The 25651-nt window shown below is 56.1% G+C and carries 18 protein-coding genes; 11 read left to right on the top strand and 7 right to left on the bottom strand.

Annotated features, from left to right (window positions below):
• Positions 1–34: 34 nt before the first annotated feature.
• The gene (locus tag EK22_RS16810) at positions 35–1840 is read right to left on the bottom strand and encodes a glycoside hydrolase family 17 protein (RefSeq protein ID WP_051961942.1); all 1806 of its coding nucleotides are present in this window, start codon (positions 1838–1840) and stop codon (positions 35–37) included.
• 325 nt (positions 1841–2165) lie between these two features.
• Between EK22_RS16810 and EK22_RS16805 the strand changes: the two genes are divergently transcribed.
• The 5 genes from EK22_RS16805 to EK22_RS23270 all read left to right on the top strand — a co-directional run bounded on the left by EK22_RS16805 (position 2166) and on the right by EK22_RS23270 (position 11489).
• Positions 2166–4712, top strand: coding sequence for an EAL domain-containing protein (locus EK22_RS16805; RefSeq protein ID WP_235209434.1), 2547 nt, complete (start codon positions 2166–2168; stop codon positions 4710–4712).
• Positions 4713–4836: 124 nt separating this feature from the next.
• Positions 4837–7200 carry a PAS domain-containing sensor histidine kinase gene (locus EK22_RS23275; RefSeq protein ID WP_051961941.1) on the top strand — a complete coding sequence of 788 codons (2364 nt, stop codon included), beginning with the start codon at positions 4837–4839 and terminating at the stop codon, positions 7198–7200.
• A complete protein-coding gene (locus EK22_RS16795) occupies positions 7197–9347 on the top strand; it encodes a CHASE domain-containing sensor histidine kinase (protein WP_235209433.1) in 2151 nt (716 codons plus the stop codon). The genes EK22_RS23275 and EK22_RS16795 overlap by 4 nt, the downstream gene beginning before the upstream one ends.
• 3 nt (positions 9348–9350) lie before the next feature.
• On the top strand, positions 9351–9800 hold the full coding sequence (locus tag EK22_RS16790) for a response regulator (RefSeq protein WP_020157270.1): 450 nt from the start codon (positions 9351–9353) through the stop codon (positions 9798–9800).
• 3 nt (positions 9801–9803) lie between these two features.
• Entirely contained in the window at positions 9804–11489 is a 1686-nt protein-coding gene (locus tag EK22_RS23270; RefSeq protein WP_051961940.1) for a diguanylate cyclase, read from the top strand.
• A 4-nt stretch (positions 11490–11493) separates the two neighbouring features.
• Here EK22_RS23270 and EK22_RS16780 read toward each other — a convergent pair whose 3' ends face one another.
• The 5 genes from EK22_RS16780 to putA all read right to left on the bottom strand — a co-directional run bounded on the left by EK22_RS16780 (position 11494) and on the right by putA (position 17717).
• Entirely contained in the window at positions 11494–12153 is a 660-nt protein-coding gene (locus tag EK22_RS16780) for a TlpA family protein disulfide reductase (protein ID WP_036252824.1), read from the bottom strand.
• Between the two features lie 469 nt (positions 12154–12622).
• Positions 12623–13588 carry an oxygen-dependent tRNA uridine(34) hydroxylase TrhO gene (locus EK22_RS16770; protein ID WP_036252822.1) on the bottom strand — a complete coding sequence of 322 codons (966 nt, stop codon included), beginning with the start codon at positions 13586–13588 and terminating at the stop codon, positions 12623–12625.
• A gap of 122 nt (positions 13589–13710) precedes the next feature.
• Positions 13711–14175 carry a bacterioferritin gene (bfr, locus tag EK22_RS16765; RefSeq protein WP_020157266.1) on the bottom strand — a complete coding sequence of 155 codons (465 nt, stop codon included), beginning with the start codon at positions 14173–14175 and terminating at the stop codon, positions 13711–13713.
• An 18-nt stretch (positions 14176–14193) separates the two neighbouring features.
• Positions 14194–14409 carry a (2Fe-2S)-binding protein gene (locus tag EK22_RS16760; protein WP_036252821.1) on the bottom strand — a complete coding sequence of 72 codons (216 nt, stop codon included), beginning with the start codon at positions 14407–14409 and terminating at the stop codon, positions 14194–14196.
• A gap of 164 nt (positions 14410–14573) precedes the next feature.
• The gene (putA, locus tag EK22_RS16755; protein WP_051961939.1) at positions 14574–17717 is read right to left on the bottom strand and encodes a bifunctional proline dehydrogenase/L-glutamate gamma-semialdehyde dehydrogenase PutA; all 3144 of its coding nucleotides are present in this window, start codon (positions 17715–17717) and stop codon (positions 14574–14576) included.
• Positions 17718–17905: 188 nt separating this feature from the next.
• On the opposite strand from putA, the gene EK22_RS16750 reads away from it, so the two are divergent.
• The 6 genes from EK22_RS16750 to EK22_RS16730 all read left to right on the top strand — a co-directional run bounded on the left by EK22_RS16750 (position 17906) and on the right by EK22_RS16730 (position 24901).
• Complete coding sequence (locus EK22_RS16750; protein WP_020157263.1) at positions 17906–18244, top strand: STAS domain-containing protein; 339 nt, start codon at positions 17906–17908, stop codon at positions 18242–18244.
• 9 nt (positions 18245–18253) lie between these two features.
• A complete protein-coding gene (locus EK22_RS16745; protein ID WP_036252820.1) occupies positions 18254–18679 on the top strand; it encodes an ATP-binding protein in 426 nt (141 codons plus the stop codon).
• A gap of 10 nt (positions 18680–18689) precedes the next feature.
• Entirely contained in the window at positions 18690–23438 is a 4749-nt protein-coding gene (locus EK22_RS16740) for an NAD-glutamate dehydrogenase domain-containing protein (RefSeq protein ID WP_036252819.1), read from the top strand.
• 269 nt (positions 23439–23707) lie between these two features.
• Positions 23708–23956, top strand: a complete 249-nt coding sequence (locus EK22_RS25595; RefSeq protein WP_369798225.1) for an REP-associated tyrosine transposase — start codon at positions 23708–23710, stop codon at positions 23954–23956.
• Positions 23938–24174 (top strand): hypothetical protein, encoded by a 237-nt coding sequence (locus EK22_RS25590; RefSeq protein ID WP_369798224.1) that lies wholly within the window; start codon positions 23938–23940, stop codon positions 24172–24174. The genes EK22_RS25595 and EK22_RS25590 overlap by 19 nt, the downstream gene beginning before the upstream one ends.
• 448 nt (positions 24175–24622) lie before the next feature.
• Entirely contained in the window at positions 24623–24901 is a 279-nt protein-coding gene (locus EK22_RS16730) for an Lpp/OprI family alanine-zipper lipoprotein (protein WP_036252817.1), read from the top strand.
• 130 nt (positions 24902–25031) lie between these two features.
• On the opposite strand, the gene EK22_RS16725 is transcribed toward EK22_RS16730, so the two are convergent.
• Entirely contained in the window at positions 25032–25616 is a 585-nt protein-coding gene (locus EK22_RS16725) for an MMPL family transporter (RefSeq protein WP_036252815.1), read from the bottom strand.
• Positions 25617–25651 lie beyond the last annotated feature (35 nt).

The raw sequence follows: 25651 nt of genomic DNA, 5'->3' as shown, positions 1-25651 counted from the left end.
GCCTGCGCATGTATCTTAATTGAATTAACAATTTTTATTTCTGCTCCTTGAACTCGACGCTCTTGTGCGTGAATAAGGCATTTTTCGGGCTTTTATCGTAACCGCTGGACCACAGCGGCAGTGCCAGCACTCCCAGGCTGGCCAGCCAGGCCAGCAGCTGGCTGTTGGTGATGGTATAGATGACAGCCAGCTTGAGGCGCTCGGTTACATCGGGATGGGCTTCGATAAAATCGCGGCTGATCAGGAAAGCGCGCGTCTCGCCGATAATCAGCGCCAGGCTCATGGTGACGAGAACATAGGCGATAACCTTGTTGCGTTTCTGGCCGCCCTGACGGAAACCGATCAGGCGGTTGAAATCCAACAACCTTACTGACACGCTCCGCTCAATGAGATAACGCATGATGATCAGGCCCAGCACACCGGTCACGGCGATATAAGTCGTTTCGTACGGGAAGCTGATATAGCGCCCATCCAGCGCCAGGGTATAGGTTTTATAGACGGCCAGCGCTATCAGAATGCCATACAGGGCCTGCAGCCATGCGCCGAGTTTTTTATTGGCGGTATCGTTGTTCAGCACGGCCAGCGCCCGGTATGCCAGGCAAACGGTCAGCATCGCATTGACAGCGATGATCGCGGCGGTGCCGGCGCTTTGCAACGGCGTGAAGCTTGCGGTCCATAATTCATCGGCCAGGGTCGCCATCAGCGATGCCAGCAATTGCGCGAAAGCCAGGAATACGGCCAGACGCGGCAGCGGCAATCGTGACAATGCCTTGAAGTGAAAGGCAACGGTCAGCAGCAGAATGACTGTCGAGGCGATTAGCCGATGAGTCCAGTCCGGATTTTCAACCACTTTGCCGGTCAGGGAGAACACCGGCTCGCGATCGGCCGACAGCAACCCCCAATTGGCGCCGACGACGCCTTCCTGAGCACTTTTCCAGGATTGGTCAAACGCTTCAACGATGTTCAGATTGAAGCCGTTTTTCCTGGATACCTGAATCAGGCCGCGGATGAACCTCGCCTCGTTCGCGACGCTCGGCACGGCCCAGCCGCGCTGGCGGCCGTCGCTGGGCCAGCCGGATTCGCCGATCAGGATCGGTTTGCCCGGATACAGCGCACGCACCCGTTCATAAACCTGTTGATAGGTTTTTTCGATATGCGCGATGGCGTCATTGACTTCCAGCGGTTCATCCTCCCAATACGGCAGAATGTGGATGGTAATAAAATCGACTTCCTTGCCGATTTCAGGGTATTTCAAATAGAACGACCAGACATCGGCATAAGAGACGGGTTGCTTGACGGCCTTTTTGACCTCGCGGATGTAGGTGATCAATTGCTCCGGTTCCATCTCGCCGCGCAACAACACTTCGTTGCCGACCATGACGCGCTTGACGACGTCGGGATTGGCGTTTGCCGAGCGGATCAGTTCCTTGATTTCCGCATGATTGAGCGCCTTGGCCTTGTTCAGTTCCCGCACTTCCTCGGGACTGAGCGTGGCCGGATCAAAGGGACGTTCATAAGTCAGCCAGGCGCCCTGGATCATGGTCAGTCCGTATTTGCGCGCCAACCCGGGCACGACTTGCAGGCCGTCCAGGCTCGAATAGGTGCGTATCGAGCGGGTTTTGTCGGCCAGGAGGCTGATGTCTTCCTCAATCTGAGCAGGCGTCGGCAGGACTTTTTCAATAGGGCTTTGTCCGTCACGGAACGGTGCGAATGACAGACTGGTCAGTTTGCCGTCCGGTACGTCGGGGCCTACATCGACAGGCCGGTTATTGAGCCAGCCGAACAATCCATTCAACGCCACCGTCAGCGCAACGAGCATGAGAACAGTAGATTTTTTCATGATTATAAACAGGCGGGCAAGAGAGTAATCGGATGATGACAATGGCCTTATTATCCATCAGGAGAGCAGGATAATACAATGACGAAAATAGAGGAGAATTGATCGGCCGGGGCGGCGATGCATGCGCGCCGGGAAATCGTTCTGGCGTCGCGTCGCAGCCTGAAAGCAAAAAGCAAGACCGCGCGATAAAACCCTACTATGCTTAATGTAAGCAATTAACTATCGCGATAAGCCGAAGCGCAGGCTCGTCATTGTTTTCTGACAAATCATTATCGTATAGTATGATCATCCGACCATGCCATCAATGCACGAATAAGGAAGTAACTTGACTCAAAGACGGACTAACGACTATTCCGCCCTAGACCCCGTTCAGCCATCCCCTGAGGAAGAACCAATCGGGAATGGGATTGAGTTCTGTCGCGTTTTGCTGGTCGAGGATGAGCCGGGCGACGCCAACCTGGTGAAACATGCATTGCTGGCATCCGCGGATATGCGTTTTGATATCGATTGGGTGACAACACTCGCCGAAGCGCGGCGGCAACTCCGGCAGAATCCGCCCGATGTCTTGCTGCTGGATTTATCATTGCCGGATTCCAACGGTCTTGACACCGTGCGCGCCGCCCGCCAGTCGGCGGACAGGCAGGCGCTGATCGTGCTGACCGGCCACGATGATACCGGTTTTGCGCTGCAAGCGCTGACGTTCGGCGCCCAGGACTATCTGGTCAAGGGACGCTTCGATTCCGATAGTCTCGTACGCGCCATTCGCTATGCTATCAGTCGGGGACGGCTGGAACAGAGTCTGGCCGAGACCGGCATGCATCTGCGCACCTTGATCAATGCATTGCCGGATATCGTCTGTTTCAAGGATGGCGAAGGGCGCTGGCTGGAAGCCAATGACTTCGACCTCAAGCTCTTTCAGCTCGACAAGATCGATTATCACGGCAAGAAAGACTCCGAACTGGCGCGCTACCAGGATTTCTACCGCGAGGCGCTTATGGGCTGTGAAGCCAGTGACGAGGTGGCCTGGCAAGCACGCGTCATCACTCACACGGAAGAAACCGTCCCTCGTCCGGATGGCTCATCGCTGATATTCGACATCACCAAAGTCCCGCTTTTTCATGAAGATGGCCGCCGCAAGGGGTTGGTCGTGGTCGGGCGCGACATTACCGAGCGCAAACAGATTGAAGCGCGCCAGCGCCTTGCCACGCGCGTGTTCGAAACCACGGGCGAGGCCATTATGGTCACCGACGCCGATGCCAACATCGTGGCGGTCAATCCGGCTTTTACGCGCATTACCGGTTATTTGGAGCGGGAAATAACAGGAAAACACCCGTGTATACTCGGCTCCGACCGGCACGATAAATACTTTTACCGGAGCCTGTGGCGGTCGCTGCAACAGAACGGCGAATGGGCCGGAGAAATCTGGGGAAAACGCAAAAACGGCGAGGTTTTTCCGGAATGGGCGACGCTGAGCGTCGTCAGGGATAAGGCCGGCAACATCCAGCACTATACCGCCGTATTCGCCGACCTGAGTGAAATCCGCGATGCCCAGGAAACGGTCGAGCATTTGGCCTGGAATGATCCGCTGACGCATCTGGCCAACCGGGCGCTGTTTTTGAAACAGCTGGAACAGCTGCTGGCCCATGCGCGGCGCGAAGGCGGTTTTGCCGAAGTGCTGCTCCTTGATATCGACCGCTTTAAAAACATCAATGAGGCGCGCGGGTTTGCCGTCGGCGATGCCTTGCTCAAGGCCGTGGCCGAACGCCTGCGCCGGATGCTGAAGCCGGGCCAATTGCTGGCGCGGCTGGATTCCGACGAATTCGCGATACTGTTGCCGGACCTATGCGAGACTATCGAAACCGCCGGCCGCGAGGCGTTGGCCATGACCGAAAGGCTGCGGGACACATTGCACGGAAGCCTCGAACTGGAGGGCGAAACCGTGCATTTCGATGTCAGTATCGGCATCGCATTACTGCCCGAATCGCTGCAGGAAACCGCCGCTGACGTATTGCGCCAGGCCGACATGGCGATGGCGAAAGCCAAAGCGAAAGGCGGCGGCAGTACCGTATTCTTCGAGACAGCCATGGGCGAAGGCATCAAGGAGCGTTTCCGCCTGGAGGGCGAGTTGCGTTCCGCCATCAGCAATGAACAGCTGCGGCTTTATCTGCAGCCGCAGGTCAACGCGGCGGGCAGGCAAGTCGGCGCCGAGGCGCTGGTACGCTGGCAGCATCCGGAGCGCGGCCTGATTTTTCCCAACCAGTTCATTCCAGTGGCCGAAGCATCCGGTCTTATTGTCGCCCTGGACCTCTGGATGCTGACCGCTGTCTGCCGGCTGCTGGCCAAGCTGAGCGCCGAGGATACTGACTTGCGCATATCGGTCAACATCAGCCCGCGGCATTTTCAACAGGCCAATTTTGTCGAAGACATTAAACGCCTGTTGGCCAGCAGTGGCGCCAATCCGGCTCATCTGGTGCTGGAAGTGACCGAAGGCCTCATGATCGCCGACATGGGCGATGTCGTGGCCAAAATGACGGAACTGATCGCGCTGGGCATCCATTTTTCCATGGATGATTTCGGCACCGGCTATTCCAGTCTGGCTTACCTGAAACGCCTGCCTATCCACGAACTCAAGATCGACAAGAGCTTTATTCAGGACGCGCCGGTCGATCCTAGTGATGCCGCGCTGGTGGAAGTCATTTTATCCGTGGCGCAGCATCTGCACTTAAGAGTCGTGGCGGAAGGGGTTGAAACCCAGGCGCAGGCCGATTTCCTGAACGCGCGCGGCCACATCATCCACCAGGGGAATCTGTACGGCAATCCTGAGCCGGCGGAACTGTGGCACGCGCGGTTGCACAAGACGGAAACTGTGTGAGCCCTACAATGCCGGGCTTTATGAATTCGAAGTCCGCCCTGACGCGACTGCTGCCGGGCATTCTGCTGGTTAATCTGTTCATGTTCGCTCTGGCGGGATTCTTAATCTATCAGGGCTATCAGCAATGCCGGTAGCAAACGAGCTCAATGCACTGATGGCGTTAATGGTGCTGATAGTGCTGCTGACGCTAGTGTCGACAGTGATGATATATCGGAGCTGGCAGCGTCAACGGGGCTCGATCGAGGCGCTGTCGAAACAGGAAGCCATGTTTCGTACCGTGGCCGATTACACGTTCGACTGGGAATACTGGCAGGGCCTGAATCAGGAGATCATTTACATGACCCCCTCCTGCGAACGGGTCACCGGTTATACCCCAGCCGAGTTCATTGCCGATCCCGACCTGCTCATTCGCATTATTTACCCCGAGGACCGTCCGGTCATGGCGAGGCATTTTCATGATATAACCCGCGGCATCAGAACCCCGGCGGATTTTCGTATCGTGCGCCGCGACGGCGGTATCCGCTGGATCAGCCATTATTGCCGGGTTGTCACCGGCGACGACGGGCAACCGCTGGGACACCGCGCCAGCAACCGCGACATTACGGCTGCGTATCAAGCCCAGGCATCCTTGCAGGCCAGCGAGGAAAAACTGCGAGGTCTTTACGAACTGTCTCCGTTAGGTATCTGCCTTACCGATATGCAGGGGCGTTTCGTCGACTTCAACCATGCTTTTTTGCTTATCTGCGGCTATTCGGAGCAGGAGCTTAAAGCCTTGGATTACTGGACGCTGACGCCGAAAAAATATGTCGCCGACGAGAGGCGGCAAAAAGAGGCGCTGGAACGCACCGGGCGCTATGGCCCTTATGAAAAGGAATACCGGCGCAAGAACGGCAGCCTGGTGCCCTTGCGTCTTAACGGCGTGCTGGTCACGGGCGCCGACGGCAAGGACTACATCTGGTCCATCGTCGAAGATATTACTGAGCGCATACAGTCGGAGCAGGCGTTGCGCGAAAGCGAATCGCGTCTTAACGAACTGTTCGAGAACATGAGCAGCGGCGCGGTCATGTACCACGCTTCAGAGGACGGCCGGCGTTTTATCGTGGCATCGGTCAACCGGGCCGTGGAGCGCATCGAGCACGTCCGGCGCGCCGACCTAATCGGAAAAAATCTCGAACAGGCGTTTCCCTGCGCCGTGACATCCGGCCTGCCCAACATCCTGCAGCGCGTCTGGCAAAGCGGCGTCGGTGAGCATTTTTCGTTGTCTTTCCATTGCGAAGGGCGCATGGCCGGCTGGCGCGAAAATTACGTCTATAAACTGCCGGGCGGAGAGATTGTGGTGATTTATGACGACGTGACCCAGCGCAAGCAGGCGGAGGAGGCGCTGAGACAGCAAGAAGCCTTGTTGCGTACGGTTCTGAATACCTTGCCGGTGGGCGTGTGGGTGGCCGACGCTCAAGGCGCTATCCGGACCGGCAACGAGGCGGGAAGGCGTATATGGGGCGGCGCCCGAACTATCGAGCCGGAACAATACGGCGAATGCAAAGGCTGGTGGCATGATACCGGCAAGCCGATCGCGGCGCACGAGTGGGCACTTGTCCGCGCCATCGGCAAGGGCGATACCGCGCTTGACGAGGTGATCGATATCGAGTGCGTTGACGGTACGCGCAAGACAATTTTGAATTCGGCCATTCCGCTTCGGGATGATGATGACCGGATCACGGGCGCGATCACCGTCAATCAGGACATTACCGAGCGCATAGCCGCCGAAGCGGCGCTGCTGCAATCGAACGCCGATCTCGAACAGTTCGCCTACAGTGTCTCGCACGACATGCGCCAGCCGTTGCGCATCGTGGTTGGGCATCTGCAATTGCTGGCGAGAGGGCTGAACGCCAAACTGGACGATGAGGACCGCGACAACCTGAATTTCGCGCTGGACGGCGCCAGGCGCATGGATGCGATGATCGTATCCCTGCTCGAGTACTCGCGCGTGGGTCGCAAGACCGAATCCAAGCGTTGGATGTTGAGCAGCGAGTCGCTGGACGAAGCCCTGAGCTTCCTGGCGCCCGCGATCGAAGAGGCCGGCGCCGGGATTGAAATCAGCGGTCAATGGCCACGCATTTTCGCCAGCCATGACGAGTTGACCCGGCTTTTTCAGAACCTGCTCGGCAATGCCGTCAAGTACCACGAAGCCGGGCAGCCGCCGCGCATCGAAGTGGCTTCGGCGGTGACGGCAGGGCGCTGGCGCGTCAGTGTCCGCGACCACGGCATAGGCATAGACCCCCGGCAGATCGATCGTCTGTTCCAGTTTTTCAGCCGCCTGCAATCGCGGGCTCGCTTTGAAGGGACCGGCATGGGACTGGCGTTGTGCCGCCGGATTGTCGAACACCATGACGGCCGCATTTGGGTGGAGTCGGAAGGCGAGGGGCAGGGCAGTACGTTTATTTTCGAACTGCCGGTCAAGTCCCCCGGCAATGAGACCGGTCCGTGACGCGAACCGCCCGAACAACCCGTTACTCGCGCGACAGGCTGGGGTCGCAGTTGCTGTCCGGCCTTATGCTGGCCATTTCGTTGGGCATGACCTATGCCGTCTGGCACAACGCGCGACAGCAGGGCGAGCAGACTTTGAAAACCGATTTCAATTTTCGCGTGCGCGAAACCGTCGAACGCCTCGAACAGCGCATGGCAACTTATGAGCAGGTCTTGCGCGGCGCGCGCGCTTTATTTGCCTCATCCGAGCTCATCGAACGCAATGAGTTCCGGGATTACATCACCCTGTTACAGCTTGAGCAGCATTATCCCGGCATTCAGGGCGTCGGTTATTCGGTTATCGTGCCGAAAGCGGGCATCAACAGCCATATTCAGGCCATACGCGGGCAAGGCTTTGCCGATTACACGATCCGTCCCGAGGGCGAGCGCGAAACTTATACGGCCATTATCCAGCTGGAACCGTTCAGCGGCCGCAATCCGCGCGCCTTCGGCTATGACATGTATGCCGAGCCCGTGCGGCGCGCGGCCATGATGGAAGCGCGCGACCTGGACAAGATCAGTATCTCAGGCAAGGTGACACTGGTGCAGGAAACCGATGAACAGGTGCAGGCAGGCTTTCTGATGTACCTGCCGGTTTACAGGAAAGGCCAGTCGCACGACACGTTGGCGCAGCGCCGGACCCATATTGTCGGCTGGGTGTATGAGCCGTTCCGCATGAACGATCTGATGGCCGGCATCGGCGGCGAGCGCGCCGCTGAACTCGGACTCGAAATTTACGATGGCGAGACCGTGGCCGGGCCGGCAAAAATGTACGATAGCCATGTTTTGCCGGATATCGGTCATACGCCCAGTCCGCTTTTTAAAACCGTCAGGCATATCCGCATCGCGGATCATCCCTGGACGCTGGCAATACACTCCCGGCCCGCATTCGAAGCGCGCATCAACAAGGTCAAGCCGCAAGCCATCGCGGTGGTCGGCATAATTATCAGCAGCCTGTTGTCGCTGCTGGCATGGTTGTTGACGACGGGCCGGACGCGTGCGTTGGCCATGGCCGAAAACATGACCCGCGAGCTCAAGGAAAGCGAGAAGCGCTTTCGGGTCATGGCTGATTCGGCGCCCGTACTGATCTGGCTGGCAGACGCGGACAAGCGCTGTATCTGGTTCAATAAAGGCTGGCTAAACTTCACCGGCCGGACTCTGGCGCAGGAAACCGGGGAGGGCTGGATGCTGTCCGTGCATGCGGATGATCTGCAGCGCTGTACAGACTGTTATGTCAGCCATTTCGATCGCCGTGAACCGTTCCGCATGGAATACCGGATAAGACGCCATGACGGCGAATATCGTTGGGTCGTTGATACCGGCGTGCCGCGTTTCGACGATAACGGTAATTTTTCCGGCTTTATCGGCTCGGGGATCGACATTACCGAGCGCAAGCAGGTCGAGGAAGCCTTGCTGCGCGCGAATGCCGATCTGACCCGCTTCGCCGAGGTCTCTGCTCATCATTTGATGGAACCGGCGCGTCGTTTGACAATCTATACTCAACGTCTCCGCCAGCGTCTGAAGGCCCTGCGCGATGACCAGGAAATCGGTACCGATCTCGATACGCTCGAATGGGAGGCCGATCGCCTGCGCGGCCTGGTGCACGATATTCAGCTTTACCTGGCGGCCGGCGAGCCTCACGGCATGGTACGGGCGGAAGATGCCAACTCGGCGCTGGCGGCCGTGGAACAGCGTCTGTCCGCGCGGGTGACGGCTCTGGACGCCTCGATTGCGGCCGAAAAGCTGCCGCCGGCCGTGCTTGACCGGGCGCGGCTGATGGATTTGTTCGCCGTGTTATTGGATAATGCGCTGCGCTATGGCCGCCCCACTGACACTGGGCATCGGCCGCGGATTCATATCAGCGGCGAGCGCGAGGCCGGGTTGAGCCGCTATCGGATCTGCGACAATGGCGCCGGTATTCCGGCCGAGTATCGCCGGCGCGTGTTCGAAATTTTCGAACGCCTGAAAACCGGCGGCGCCGAGAGTGGCTCGGGCATCGGCTTATCGGTTGCCCGGCGCATCGTCGAGAGCCGCAACGGTAGCATCTGGATAGAAAGCGCTCCCCAGGGCGGCGCCATGGTCGTGTTCGAATTGCCGGACGGAAAATAAACTATGATTCTTGAGAATACCCAACCTTTCGATATCCTGCTGGTCGAGGACGAGCCGGCCGACGCCAACCTGGTGCGTGCGGCATTGAAGGAGAACCAGGTCTTCTGCAATCTGCATCACGTCACCGACGGTGTCGAGGCTTTGGCTTTTCTGCGCGGCGAGGGTGAAATCAACCGCGCGGCGCCCCGGCCTGATCTGATTCTGCTCGATCTCAACATGCCGCGCATGAATGGCCGCGAATTCCTGTCGGTTGCCAAGTCCGATGATGGTCTGGCCGCCATTCCGGTGGTGGTGCTGACGACGTCGGACGCCGAGCGCGATGTGCTGGCCTCCTACCAACTGGGCGCGGCCAGTTATATTACCAAACCGGTAGACATGGAACAGTTTATGGCGGCGATCCGCCAACTCGATAACTACTGGTTTACCTTGACGCGCCTGCCCCGGAAGAGCTGAGCCATGAATGCCACGACACCCTGTCGTGTGCTGTTGTTCGAGGATGAGCCGGGCGATGTTCAGCTGATCCGGTCAGCCCTGGAGGCTTCCCGAACCGTACGTTTTGAAGTTACATGGGCTGCGACACTGGCCGAGGCCAGGGATCTGCTGCACAATAAGGCGTCTTTCGATGCCTTGTTGCTGGATCTGTCGCGGCCTGATTCCAGTGGTCTTGAGACTGTAAAAGCCATGCGCCGGGAGGCGGGCGCATTGCCTATCATTGTTCTGAGCGGCCACGACGATGCGGAGTTCGCGCTACGCGCGCTCAATGTCGGCGCTCAGGACTGTCTGGTCAAAGGCAGCTTCGATTCCGATGCCCTTATCCGTACTATCCACTATGCGATCAGCCGGTTCCGGCTGGAACATCGTCTGCATGATTCGGAACAGTTCGCGGTTTCAACCATAAATGCGCTGAGCGCGCAGATCTGCGTGCTCGACCAGACCGGCAGGATTCTCATCGTCAATCAGGCCTGGCGTGATTTTTACGAGAAAAATTTTCCGGGGCACAGCGATTCTTCGCCAGGGACCAATTATCTGGCGGTCTGCGATAACGCTACCGGCAAGGATTCAGAACAGGCGGCGACAATGGCGGCAGGCATCCGGTCGGTCATCAACGGCGAGCGCGAAACCTTCAGAATGGAATATCCCTGTCATTCGGCGACCGAACAGCACTGGTTCGTCGCGCGCGTGACGCGCTTTCAAAACGACAGCGGCTATGTCGTGATATCTCATCAGGACATTACCGAGCGCAAGCTGGCCGATGCGCGAGACCATTTATTGGTATCGGCGCTCGAGGCGGTCAGCCATGGCGTCATCATTACCGATACCGAGGCCAGAATCGAGTGGGTCAACCCGGCTTTCGAGAAGCTGACCGGCTATACGCTGGAAGAGGCGATCGGCTTCCGACCGACGGAGTTGGTGAAATCGGGCCTGCAGGATGAGGAGTTCTATCAGAATTTATGGCAGACCATTTTGAAAGGAGAAACCTGGCATGGCGAACTGATCAACCGGCGCAAGGACGGCACGCTCTATGACGAGGAATTTACCATTGCCCCGGTCAGGGACGAGAATGGCGCCATCAACCATTTTGTCGGCGTCAAGCTCGACATCAGTGAACGCAAACGCCTGGAAGCCGAATTATGGGAGATGGCCACGACCGACGCGCTGACCGGCCTGTCCAACCGGCGCCATTTCATGGCCCGGCTGACCGAGGCTCTGGCGCGCGTGCAGCGTCTTAAGAATCATCATGTGTCGGTGCTGATGCTGGATATCGACCACTTCAAGCGAGTTAACGATACATACGGCCACGCAATCGGCGATGCGTTGCTCAAGCATATCGCAACGCTTATGCATCATGCGTTGCGCAGGACGGATACGATAGGCCGGCTGGGCGGCGAGGAGTTTTCTATTTTCCTGTCCGGCACCGACCTGGCGGAGGCCGTGGTATTTGCCGATCGCCTGCGTCGGAAAATCGGTTCCATGCCGCTGCAAATCGATGACCAAACGATTGCCGTGACGGTAAGCATCGGTATCGCGGGCATGGCGGCAACGGATGACCAGGCCGACGCGGTTCTGATCCGCGCCGACCAGGCACTGTACCGCGCCAAGTCATGTGGGCGCAATCGGGTCAAGGTTACCAGCGGGCTATAATGGGTTATTCCTGCAATAACCCTAGCACGCGCGTTTCCAGCTCCGGATAGGCGCCGAAAGCGCAATCCCTTAAAATGCCGCGTTTATCGACCAGGATATGCGACGGCGTGCCTTTCAGGTCGAAGCGTTCAAAGGTCTCGGCCCGGTAGGACAGGGATTGAAAATACCGCTGTGCCTGCTTGATGATCTGTTGCCGGTAGCTGTCCGGCTGTTGATCGAAGTCGGGCACGCGCGCCCTGATGAAGGACAGGATAACGTCATCGGTCATGATGTCCTCGCGCTTGTTCAAACGGTCCATGGCCAGCGGGAACGGGATGCGATAGGGCAGGCATCCGTCGCTCAGTTCGCCGCGCTGGTTCAACGCAAGCCGAGTCTCGCCGATAACTTCGCCGCTTTCAGCCAGACGGACCAGATTGTCCAGATTGTTTTTATCGAAATCCTCGAACGCGGTCGCCACGCCCAGGACCGTCAAGCCTTGCTCCGCGTAGTGCTGATGCAAATAGATGGCCTGCGGCAAGGCATATAAAAAACACCCCGGACAGTTGACCTGAAAAACTTCCACCAGTACGACCCGGCCTGACAACAGATCAAAATTGACCGGTTCGCCCTGAACCCAGTCGGATACCGATAGCAAGGGGGCTGGTTGGCCTATTTCCGCGGTCATTTTTTCTCTCCCGTAAAATGGTATGGTTTGTGGCGGCGACTTCTGTCGCCCCACATTTTTGTGTAAGTCCTGAAGTTATAAAATCATCAAAGTGACGAAGGAAAAAATTCAACTTCCTGATGTTACGCAGCCAGTTGAAGTTAGATCGATTTAATAAAGTGTCGCTGGCGCGACGGTTTTATTTAATCGGGTTTATCGCACCCGAAGGCGAGTTACTTTCTTTTGCGCGGCCAAAAGAAAGTAACCAAAGAAAAGGCCGCCCGGTTGCCGCTTGCATCCTGTGCTCCTCGCTTTCGACGAGGGTTGCCAGAAGGGCCATCCTTGGCCCTCTGGCAACGCGCTTCATCCATGAAGCGCCCCTTCGGGCTGTCTCGTCGAAAGCTGCGGTGCTCGGCGCGGCAAACGGGATAAAATCATCAGTGCGTAACATCCTAGTTAACTTCGTGTTCTATCTGGTTTTCGAGATTGATCAATCAACCTGTCGGACCAATTTCGCCGCTCGTTTTGCCGTCAGTGCCTTGGCCGCGTCGGCGCCGATATGGGCTTCGCCGCGTCGTTTGGCCAGTTGTATCTGCTTTTCGCGCTCCAGGAAACGGGTTTTCTGTTCCGGCGTGATTTTATCGTAACAATGCGGACAGCTGACGCCTTGCTGATAATGAACGCTGGCTTTGTCGGCTTCGGTAATCGGCAGTCGGCAGGCATTGCATTGATCGTAACTGCCTTTTTCAAGCTGAAGATTGACCGTTATGCGCTCGTCAAAAACGAAACATTCGCCCTGCCACAGGGATTCTTCCGCCGGCACTTCTTCCAGGTATTTTAAAATGCCGCCTTTCAGGTGATAAACCTCATCGAAGCCCTGTTCCTTCAGAAAAGCCGTGGATTTCTCGCAACGTATGCCGCCTGTGCAAAACATCGCGACTTTTTTGTGTTTTTCAGGATCAAGATGTTCCCTGACGTAGCGCGGGAATGCGCGAAAGCTGGTCGTATTCGGATTGATGGCGTTTTTAAACGTACCGACTTTCACTTCGTAATCATTGCGCGTATCGACCACGAGCACGTCCGGGTCCGAAATCAGCGCGTTCCAGTCCCGGGGGCTGACATAGGTGCCGACCACGCTTTTAGGGTCTATGCCTTCGACGCCCATGGTCACGATTTCTTTTTTGAGTTTCACCTTGGTGCGGTTGAAGGGCGGTTTGTCGGTCAGCGATTCCTTGTGATCGATATCGGACAGGCGCGGATCGGCGCGCAGCCAGCCCAGCAGCGTATCGATCGCCTGGCGCGAGCCGGCCACCGTGCCGTTAATGCCTTCGTGAGCCAGTAACAGGGTGCCGCGCACCTGATTGACGTGCATGACATCATGCAAGGGTTGACGTAAATCGCAATAATTATCGAGCGTGACAAATTTGTACAACGCACAAACGACTGTTTGAGACATAAGAGGGTTTCCTTGTGCAGGCCGGACCGTAAATCCGGGGCAAAAGGCAGATATTATAGGTAATACCGGCAAAATTTGTCGGTATTAAGAATTCCTAAGTATGAAAAAATCTGAAGACGGGCTTACATCTGCGATTGCAGGTAATTCTGCAGCCCGAGCTTGCCGATCAGTTCCAGTTGGGTTTCCAGCCAGTCGACATGCTCTTCCTCGCTTTCGAGGATGTGTTCGAAGATTTCCCGGGATACATAATCCTTGGTGTTTTCGCAATAGGCGATCGCCTCGCGAAGCAGGGGCATGGCGTCCTGTTCCAGTTTCAAGTCGCATTCGAGCATCTCCTGGGGATTTTCGCCGATCATCAGCTTGCCGAGATTTTGCAGGTTGGGCAGGCCTTCCAGGAACAGGATACGTTCGATCAATTGATCGGCGTGCTTCATTTCATCGATGGACTCGTGGTAGACCTTCTCGTTGAGCTTGGCAAATCCCCAGTTTTTGTACATGCGGGCATGTAAAAAATACTGGTTAATGGCGGTCAGCTCATTAGTCAGCGCCTTATTAAGAAACTCGATAACCTGGCTATCTCCTTGCATGCTACACCTCTGGATTTTCTAATACGCGTTAAGAATGGGTTCGTTTGATGCCTCCGGCATTATAGATTGCCGCCGGCGGTTTCCGTCAAGCAATTCCTTGACCTGTTTATTGCATTTTCCGCAACTTCTGCCGACCCCGAGGCAGTCGAATATCTGCTTGCGCGTACAAACGCCGTTATCAATCGCGTTCTTTATCTGAGTATCGGTGACTGCTTTGCAAACACATACGTACATAAGGGCATCTCCTGATAGTAAGTCTTTTGCAAATGATAACAATTCTCATTTTAAAGATAAAGCGGTTTTTGCAATTTATGCGCCTGCGAGTTTTCGTCCATGGCGACTCAGGTTAAGCAGGCGGGGTTGGACAACCCTGCCTTTTAAGAATGCTCCAACCCAGCCTACCGCAAATCCTGGGCCAGTAGTGCCGCATTGCCGCCGATCGCGGCGGTATTGGTCGTCAGCGTCTGTTCGACCATGAAGCGGCGCAGATAATCGGGGCCGCCAGCCTTGGGGCCGGTGCCGGAAAGCCGCATGCCGCCGAAAGGCTGCACGCCGACGACCGCGCCGATCATGTTGCGGTTGACATAAATATTGCCGACTTTGACGCCACGCCGGATTTTTTCGGCGGTCGTTTCAATCCGGCTGTGTATACCCAGCGTCAGCCCGTAGCCGGTAGCGTTGACGGCGGCAATCACCTGATCGAGATCGGCGGCGCGATAGCGGATCAGGTGCAGGATCGGGCCGAAGACTTCCCGGGTCAGTTGCGATAACGACTCGATTTCAAACAGGGTGGGCGCAAAAAAACTGCCATGCCGCAAGGTCTCGGGCAGCGGCACTTGATAAAGCAGCTTCGCCTGTTGCTTCATGGTTTCCAGATGCGCTGTTAACGGCTCCCGTGCGGCCGAGTCGATTACGGGGCCGATGTCGGTCGAGTACAGGCCTGGATTGCCGATTGATAACTCCTTCATGGCGCCGATCAGCATGGCGATGGTTCTGTCGGCGATTTCCTGTTGCACAAACAGCACGCGCAAGGCGGAACAGCGCTGGCCGGCACTGTTGAAAGCCGACAGCAGGACATCCTGTACCAGTTGCTCCAGCAGCGCCGAGCTGTCGGCGATCATGACATTCTGGCCGCCGGTTTCGGCAATGACCGGCACGATGGTTTGGTGATGTTCGGCCAGTTGCCGGTTGATGAACCGGGCCGTGGCGGTGGAACCGGTGAAGGCGATGCCGGCTACCTGCGGATGGGGCAGGACATGCTGGCCGGTCGTGCGGCCGTCGGCCGGCACGAACTGCAGCACCGATTCGGGGATGCCGGCCTGGTGCAGCAGGCGCACGCAATGCATGGCCGTCAATGAGGTCTGGCTGGCCGGTTTGGCGATAACGGTATTGCCGGCCGCGAGCGCGGCGACGATCTGGCCGGTAAAAATGGCGATCGGAAAATTCCACGGACTGATGCAGACATAGACGCCGCGGCCATAATGATAAAGCCGGTTGTCCTCGCCGGTAGGGCCGGGCAGCCGAATCGGCTCGCTGAATAACTCGAGCGCCGACTGGGCATAGTAGCGGCAGAAATCCACCGCTTCCCGGACTTCCGACAGGGCGTCCTTGATGGTGCGGCCGCCTTCGCGCACACACAGCGACACCAGCTCCAGGCGGTGCTGCTCGAACAGATCGGCGGCCTGCTTCAGATAGGTCGCCCGCGTCTCGACCGGGCAAAGGCGCCAGCTGTCAAACGCCTCGGCGGCCGATGTTAATGCGCGCTCGATGGCCTCTTGTCCGGCATGGCTGACGGTGCCGATCGTCAGGCGGTTGTCCCATGGATTCACGATGGTCTGTTCCTGGCCCGGCCAGGGCTGGCCGTCGATCAGCGGCATGGCCGTCCAGTGCCGGTCGGTCAACGCGTTCAAGTCCTGCTGCAGTTGCTCCAATACTTCGGGACCGGCCAGATTGATGCCGCTCGAGTTAAGCCGCGTTTCGCCATAGAGATCGCGCGGCAGGACGATCGAGGTTTTTTGGCCGCCTGTGTTGACCGCGGCCACGGGATCGCCGGTCAGTTCCGCCACGCTGATGTCCGGGTGGTCGATCTGGTTGATGAACGACGTATTGGCGCCGTTTTCCAGCAGGCGCCTGACCAGGTAGGGCAGCAGTTCATGATAGCGACCGACCGGCGCGTAAACGCGGCAGGGGATTTGCCAGTCCCGGTTTTCGACGATTTCGCGGTAAAGCGCTTCGCCCATGCCGTGCAGGCGCTGGAATTCATAGCCCGGATGCCGCCTGCCCATCTGCTGAACGGCGGCGAGCGTGTGGGCGTTATGGCTGGCGAATTGCGGATAGAATGCCTCGGGCCGTGACAGCATGAATTGCGCGCAGGCCAGATAAGCCACATCGGTTGCCGATTTATGCGTGAATACCGGGTAATCGCTGAGGCCGTTTTCCTGAGCCCGTTTGATTTCGCTGTCCCAGTAGGCGCCTTTCACGAGGCGTAACGGAATCTTGCAGTGCCGGGATTCGGCCAGTGCGGCCAGCCAGCGGATGACCGGCAGGGCTCGCTTCTGGTAAGCCTGCACGGCCAGCCCCAGGCCCGGCCAGCCATCGAGGTGCGCCAAAACCGCGGCGAAAATATCCAGCGACATGTCCAGGCGTTCGGATTCCTCGGCGTCCACGGTGAGGGAAATATTGGCCGCGCGCGCATGATTGGCCAGATGCAGCAGCCGGTCCGTGAGCTCGTTGACGGCGCGTACCCGTTGCAAAGGCTCGTAGCGCGGGCACAGCGCCGATAATTTGACCGAAATGCCGGGATTGGCATAAATATCGTCGTTACCGGCATGTCCGGCCAGTGTGGTGATGGCCTTGGCGTACGACTGGAAATAACGATCGGCATCGGCGGCTGTCAGCGCGGCCTCGCCCAGCATGTCGAACGAATAGCGGTAGAGCGATTGTTGCTCGCCGCGCGCAACGGCCTGTTCTATCGAGTCCGCGATCACGAATTGCAGGGCCATATGCTGCATGGCCTGATTCAGGGCGCTGCGAATGACCGGCGCGCCCATTCTGGACAGCAATTGCTCGAAAACCGGAAACCAGTGCTGGCTCGAGGGCGCGACCTGCTGTTCAAATTGCCGGGTGAACAGTAAGGCGCGGGTCGATAAATTGACCCAGAAGGAATCGCTGTGCTGAACGTGGCGTTGCCAGTCGGCAACGGTCAGTTTTTCCTGTAAAAACTGGTCCTGCGTCTGGCTGTCGGGAATGCGCAGCAGCGCTTCGGCAATGCCCATCAGTACAATGCCTTCCTGGGAATTGAGCTGGTATTCGTGCAGGAAGGCTTCGATGGCGGTGGGCCGGTGGCTGGGCGCTCTGACCGCGGTCACCAGGGTTTCGGCGCAGGCGCTGACGGCAGCGGCATCATACGTGGTCAGGCCGGCTGACAGGGTCCTGATGATGTCCTGTTCATCGGCCAGATAGGCCTGATTGATAGCGGCGCGTAACGCGTCTGTTGCGTTTTGACTCACGGTTGTCACCCTGTGGTCCGGTCTGAAAATCATGAACTTTTTACTGGATTTTAGACTAATAACACAAGGGATATTTCAAAAATTAACTGGATGGATGAGGTTTCAACCGTTAAATTAGCTACACTGATAACATGACAAGAACAAAAACGACGTTGTAAGCGGCGCCGGCATTCGCGAGCCGGCAGACCTGTTGATTAATCTGGAACAAAAGAAAAAAAACGATGAAATTGAATCTGGAAAAAATGAATGGCTATAGCGTTCTTTTTATTCAAGCTGAAAGAATAGACGCCCATAATTCAGGGGAATTGAAGGAATATATTCTGGACATGATTGAGCAGGGCGAGATAAATATAATCGTCCAATTGGAGCTTGTACGGTTTATCGACAGCTCCGGACTGGGCGCTTTATTGTCCGGCTATAAAAACACGGCCGCCAGATCAGGTAAACTCGCTTTATCCAATTTGCAGCCGCAAGTGTTGTCGATGTTTGAATTGACCCGATTAAACCGGGTTTTTGAAATTTATGCCGATTTAAATGAGGCATTTGAAAATGAACCGTAGAGGCTTTGTATGTGCAGTTCGGATATTCAGGTTGACGTAATCATTCCGACACAGACCAAATATCTGGATTTGATCGGTAGTATAGGGGAGCGCATAGGCAAGGATCTGGAAACCTTTGAGGGCGACCGGGAAGCCTTGGCTTATCATTTAAACCTGGTGCTGACCGAAGCGACCATCAATGCCATCAAGCATGCCAATTATAAAAATACCGAGGACACGGTCCGGATAACGATACAAATTCAGGAGGACGCCGTTATCATCAAGGTTTACGATCATGGCCAGGGCTTTGATCTGGAAAATGTGCCGATACCGGATTTTGAGAATCCCAAGGAGGGCGGCATGGGCATCTTTTTTATCAAGACCTTGATGGATTCGGTGACGTACACGCGGCAGGATGACTGCAATGTGCTAGAGATTGTCAAATACCTGAAATGAGACTGGATCGTTGGATATATTGCTGACAAGTGATGACCGAGAGGTCAAAGGGACGCGGCAACGGCAGCAAATAGTGGCCGTTCAGCATCTTCTTGATACCCATAAGAACTATCAAAAACGCCGGCTTTTAAGAAAGCTGGCGGATTATCTGCTGTTCCCGGACAGTTATCTGATCACGCTTCCGGTCCCGTTGCTGGCCGATTTGATCGACCAGACGCTGGAATTTATCGAATCGAGGACCGAAACCGCCGCGATAAAAACCATTCCGCTGGACAGTAACGACAGCCGGCTGTTGCTGGTCAATTGCCAGAATGTCCCGCATGTCGTGGATTCGATCATGGCTTTGCAGGCCAAGCTGGACATCGCTATCGAGCTGCTGGCGCATCCGGTTTTAAGCGTCAGGCGTCATGAAAACCACGTGTTGTATCTGGAAAACGAGGTGATCTCGGGCGGCAGCGAATTGCTGATTGTCATCCGGCTGGATTATATCGATGAACAGAGTGATGCCCTGCTGCTGCAGGGTATTTCCAGGGCGATTACCGCGGCATTGAAAGTCGACCGCAGCCGTGCAGGGATTCATGAGCAACTGAACGGGCTGAAACAAATCGCCTCGCTAAAGAAATACGCCGATTTTATCGACTGGCTCAAGGACGAGGCGTTCATCTTTGTCGCCTGCCAGCAGTTTTCCTCGGAGCTGCCCGAGCAGGACATGATAAAGCGCGCCGAAGACGCGTTAACCGATATTGCGCCTTATGCCTGTTATGATGCCGATTTTCCCCGTTGTCTGAAAAAACTGCTGGCCCGGCAAACCGACGTTATCGTTGAATCCATTCCGGTCATCAGCCCGATTGTCCGCGCCCAGCCGCTGGTTTATATAGGTTTCCGGCAAGCCGGTGCGGATGGCTCATGGGTCGAGCAGAGTTTTTTCGGCCTGTTTGACGAAGTGGAGCTGAACGGGACCATCAGCACGATTCCCGCGCTGAGCGAAAAAATCAACCAGACGTTGCATGCCATAAAGGTGTACCGGGACAGCCATGAATATTTCCAGCTCAAGGAAATATTCGATTTGTTCCCGAAAATCGAAGCCTTCCTGTCCAGCGACATCCAATTGCACTTAATCGCGCAGTCGCTGAAACGCTATCTTTACCGTCCTGAAATCATCAAATTGCTGATCCTGACAAGCGCGAGCCCGAACAGGATATCCGCCCTGATTGTCGTTCCGGTCGTGCTTTATAAAGACGGTATCGAGACCCGGCTGTACGAGCTATTGTGCAAGGAACTGGCCAGTCGCCTGGAGTCCAGCCGAAAAACCATTCCGGGCGGCAATTATATCGGCCTGCAACTGGTGCTGACTCCCGAACAGGATCTGACCACGATCAACGTCGACAAGCTGGACGGACAGTTAAACCGTCTGGCACGGCCCTGGTCGGTATCCTTCATGCGGCTGGTGGAACGGGTCTTCGGCGGGAAAACCAACGGCCGGCTGTGGCAGAAATACCCGTCGCTGTTTTCCGCCGAGTACCAGACGCGGGTGTCGCCGCGCTATGCGATCAAGGATATTTTGCAGCTAAAACAGGTGCTGGCGTCAGGCAATCAACGCGTCAGTCTGTTGGGCCCTTATCGGGAAACGGAACATTACCGGCTGCATTTTTACAGCCGGCAGGAACGCTTTCTCGACGAGTATATCCCGGTGCTGGAAAACATGAGCCTGAGGGTCATGGACCAGGTACAGTTTAACGTTACGCTGGAAGGCAGTCCGCTGTTTATCAAAAGCTTTACCATCAAGGCCGCCAAGGATCATGGCGTCAGCTTCAATCGACTGAAATGCCGCATGCTGGAGTGCATTCAGGCGATACTGGACGGCAAGGCCGAAAACGATGCGCTCAACAGTCTGCTGATCATGACCGGCATGGACTGGCAGGATATCGACGTGCTCAGGGCTTATCGCAATTATTATCTGCAACTGGGCTATCAAACCACGATAGCCAGCCTGCATCGAGCCCTGCTGAACAATCCGCGGGTTGCGCATTACCTGTTCAAATATTTCGAAGCCCGCTTCAGGCCCGATCCGGCCTGGCATGATTTCATGCTCAGGGAAGACCAGGTGTTGTTTCCGTTGCGCCTGCGGTTATTGGAAGGCATCGAATCGGTGTCCAATATCAACGACGATCGGATCTTGCGTACGCTGTTCAATCTGATCGACGCGACCATGCGCAGTAATTTTCACCTGCGACGCAATCGGCCGGATTATTTTATCGCCTTTAAAATCAACAGTCTCGGCATCATCGACATGCCGCCCCCCAGGCCACAGCATGAAATTTACGTGCATGCGTTCGATATGGAAGGCATCCATTTGCGCGGCGGCAAGATTTCCCGCGGCGGCATACGCTGGTCCGACCGTCCCGACGATTTCAGGACCGAGATTCTGGGGCTGATGCAGACCCAGATCAGCAAAAACGCGCTGATTGTCCCGACCGGCGCGAAGGGCGGGTTTGTCGTCAAGAAAAACGGTGGGCCGTTTGACCTGAAAGCGGCCGGCAAAAAAGCCTATATCACCTTGATACGCGGTCTGCTCGATTTAACCGATAATTATGATGAGGAGCAGCAGGTCGTCAGGCCGGCAGGACTCGTGACTTATGATGACGCGGACCCGTATCTGGTCGTGGCCGCCGACAAGGGCACGGCGCAGTTTTCGGATACCGCCAACGCGGTCTCGGAAGACTACCGGTTCTGGCTCGGCGATGCCTTCGCCAGCGGGGGTTCCCGGGGATATAACCATAAGGCCCTGGGTATTACCGCACGCGGCGCCTGGGAATGCGTCAAACGCCATTTCCGCGAGTTGGGCAAGGATATCCAGAAAGAGCCGTTCACGGTGGTCGGCATCGGCAGCATGGACGGCGACGTGTTCGGCAACGGCATGCTGCTGTCGCCGTGCATCCGCTTGCTGGCCGCCTTCAGCGGGCAGCATATCTTTATCGATCCCGATCCGATGCCGGGCGATGCGCCGTTCAACGAGCGCAAGCGCCTGTTCGAACTGCCCGGGTCGAGCTGGGACGATTACGACCGCCTCCTGATCTCCAAGGGCGGCGGCGTCTATCCGCGCTCGGCCAAGGATATTCCAATCTCCGCCGAGCTGAGAAAATGGCTGGGCGTGCGCTACCGCACCCTGGACGGCGAATCGCTGATCCGCTACCTGCTGGCCGCGCCGGTCGAGTTGTTGTGGCTGGGCGGTATCGGCACTTACGTGAAAGCCGGCACGGAAAAGCACGAGGACGTTGGCGACCGCGCCAATGACGCCGTGCGCGTGGATGCGGCGGAACTTGGCGCGCGCGTGGTCGGCGAGGGCGCCAATTTGGGTTTTACCCAGAAGGCGCGCATTGAATACAGCCTGAAAGGCGGCCATATCAACACCGATGCGGTCGATAATTCGGCAGGCGTCGATGCCTCCGACCATGAAGTCAATTTGAAAATTCTGCTGACGGGATTGCAAAAGAAAAGCGTCATCAGCGATTATCAGCAGTTGTTCGTCAGCATGACCGATGAGGTCTGCCAATTGGTTTTAGCCAATAATTACGCCCAGAGTCTTTGCCTGTCGCTCGATGTGCGGCGCTGCGCCGAGAACCCGATGATTTTCCTGCAACTGGCCGAACGCCTGGAAGCCGCCGGCATTTTCGACAGGGCGGTCGAATCCTTTCCGCAAACCAAGCCGGTATTAGCCCGGCCGAAACAAACCCTGACCCGGCCGGAACTGGCCGTATTGATGGCGGCCGCTAAAATGCAGTTGACCCAGCAGATACAGGACCGGATCGTTTTGCTGGAAGAGGGATGTTGTGACTGTTACCTGCAGGCCTATTTTCCCGAACAGGTCAATGAGCGCTATAAAGAGCACCTGTCCGAGCATGCGCTGGCTAACGAAATCAAGTCGACCTTCATCAGCAATAAAATCATCAATCAGGCCGGGTGCGGTTTTTTAAGTCTCGATATCGACAGGCAAAACATCAATACCATGGATAATGTCACCTGTTACCTGACTTTTGACCGGGTGCTGGACGGCGATGCTTTCCGGCGGGCGGTTTATGCGCTGGACAATCGGCTGGATGCCGAGAGGCAGTACGCGCTGTTGCGGGAGCTGGAAAACATTCTGGCCGGTTTCTGTCGCTGGGCATTGATCCATGGCAGAAAAATCCGGCCGACCCAGCGGACCATTAGCGACTATTGCCGTTATTTGATCGAATATGAAACGCATTTTAACGAATCCGGCCTTGTCGAAACCGAGCCATTCAAAGCGCGGTTTGACGACTACCGGCAGCAAGGCGTGCCCGACACGCTCGCGCGGCGCATCCTGTTGATCGGCAGTCTTGAGGATTTTCCGCTGATCGTATCGCTGTCCGTCGAAACAGGGCAGGGATTTATTGCCGTCCTGAAGCTGTTCAATGATATCAGCGCCTATCTGGGGCTCGATGGCATCCAGGCGCAATTGGCGGCGATGCCCCTGCATGACTATTGGGAGCGACGAGTCGCCAGTGATTTAAAGGAAGGCATGAAGCGCACGGTAGGCAAGCTGGTCAAGGCCATGGCGGCCGAAAAAACTGAAACCTGCACCGCATACTTCGAACAGCCGCGCGAAAAGCAGAAAGTCAACCGCTACCGGCGCATCTATCTGGAAATCAACGCGGTCCCGCCGCTCAATCTGCTGCCTTATATCGCTTTGAACAGGGAACTGGAAAGCCTGGTTAATAATCAACAGGGGCCGGCTTGACAGGTCAGTAAGGATTTGGTCATAAATAATTTACCTGTTTAAACATAGGATGCGCCGACGACAGGAGGCGCACTTGTGCCCTTTAGGGTATCGTTCGCGAGCGATGCGTTTCACTGCGTCGCCTAGAGCGCCTACTTTTGGTCTGCACATCCTATGCAGGATTCCAGTTTCAGGAAGTCATTTTTAGCCAAATCCTAACCCGACCTACGGAGCCATGAGATTTGATCTGCAATGAATAATTTTAGCGATAGCGTAACCGGACAATAGTCATGCAATACCGACGCGCATTCATTCCAGGAGGGAGTTATTTCTTTACCGTAGTCACGGAAAATCGCAGACCGGTGTTTAACAACGCGGCAATGGTCGAAGTCCTGCGCGACGCATTTCTCAACGTACGCAAATCCCGCCCGTTCGAGATCGACGCGATGGTAGTAATGCCGGATCATTTACATTGCTTGTGGACATTGCCGCCCGGCGATAGCGATTACGCTACCCGCTGGTGCATGATCAAAACCTGATTTACCAAACATTGCGATCCGGCAATGCGGCGATACGCGACGAAACCGATTTTCAGCGCCATGTCGATTACATCCATTACAACCCGGTCAAACACGGTTTGGCGTCATCGCCAATCGATTGGCCGTATTCCAGTTTTCGCCGCTATGTTGAAGCAGGCACATATCCGCCCGATTGGGGGCGAGACGGCATTGATTACGAAGGTATAGGTCATGAATAAACAGTAGGTCGGGTTAGCCTTTGGCGTAACCCGACGGATCGAAGCCAAGTGGGCGCAGCCGGGCACGAAAGTGTCGGGTTACGCTGCGCTAACCCGACCTACGGAGCTTCATTCACTAAAATCCGTCTATTCATTACACGGCCGAAAAGGTATGCGATGTATACCCTACGGCCTTGCTATTGATCGGGTTCACCTTTTATACCCTAAACTGATTAAAAGCGCTTTTTCCTGCCTCAATCGTTTCAGGCTGCAATTCGGCCGGTGTTTAATGACGATCGGGTTAATAGTTATGCAATATCTACCTTGATACTATTCTTAAACTCGCCGGGTTAAGTTCGAATTAAGTTTTCAGGATGACAATATATTCAAATAACTCGGATTAAGTATTATCGGGTTATTGGATATATAAAATGTTTTTAAAATAATAATGTTCAGTAAATAAAATAATATGAAAAAAGTAATAAAATTATCAATAATCACCCTGGCTTTCAGTCTGGTTACAGCTTGCGCAACGACTTCGGATGTAGAAAACCTGCAGTCGCAGGTTGATGGCTTGAATGCTTCCGTTCAACAGGCATCGACTGATGCGGCCAATGCCCAAACTGCCGCGGCTGACGCGGCCGCAAGGGCCGGAGCCGCGGAAGCCGCCGCCAATCGGGCTGCCCAATTGGCCCAAGATACCAACAGCAAGCTGGATAATAATTTCAGACGCTCAATGATGAAATAATCACTTTTTACCAGAGTGGAAAATCGCCCGGCGGGGAAACTCCCGGGCTTTTTGGCGTTTATATTTTCAATTTACCGACCATGCCAGTCATCCGGCCCCCCACGGTGAAACCATGCAATCTCGGCTCCGTTCAAGCACTCGCCTTTTGATAGGCAAACGCCGGCAATATGATCAGCGTGCAAATAATCATCAGGATCAAACCGATGGCCAGCAGTTGCCCCATGCTCGCCAGACCCAGGTGCGGCGTGAACGCCATGCTGACCAGACTGCAGAGCGTGGTCATTTCCCCGAACACCACGCCTCTGGCCGTGCTGGTATTCAATACGCTGTCTTCCTGATCGGGATTGCGCAGGCGGTTGACAATATAGATGCCGGCATCGACGCCGAGTCCGAAAAGCAGCGGGATGACGATGATATTGGCGAAATTGAACGGATTGTCCATGATCACCGTCGAGGCGCCGGTCAGGATGGCCGTCATCAGCAGGGGCAGGAGAATCAGCAGGGTATCCTTGATGCTGCGCTGGGTAAGCAGCAATACCAGGACGATGGCCGCCAGCGCGCTGATCAGTGCCTGCCGAAAGGCTTGCACGATCGCGTTGCCCGATTCCAGGTAAATGACCGGTAAACCCGTGGCGTCGGGCGCCAGCTGCCGGACTTCGTTGACGAACTCGCGCAGATTGTTCTCATCATTCAGATCCTTGCGGGGCGTGATCATGATCCGGTAAACGCCGTCCTCGCTGAGCCAGCGTT

The organism is Methylobacter sp. BBA5.1, assembly GCF_000746145.1.
In the GTDB taxonomy this organism is placed as follows: domain Bacteria; phylum Pseudomonadota; class Gammaproteobacteria; order Methylococcales; family Methylomonadaceae; genus Methylobacter; species Methylobacter marinus.
This window is presented reverse-complemented; position numbering and strand designations above follow the sequence as displayed.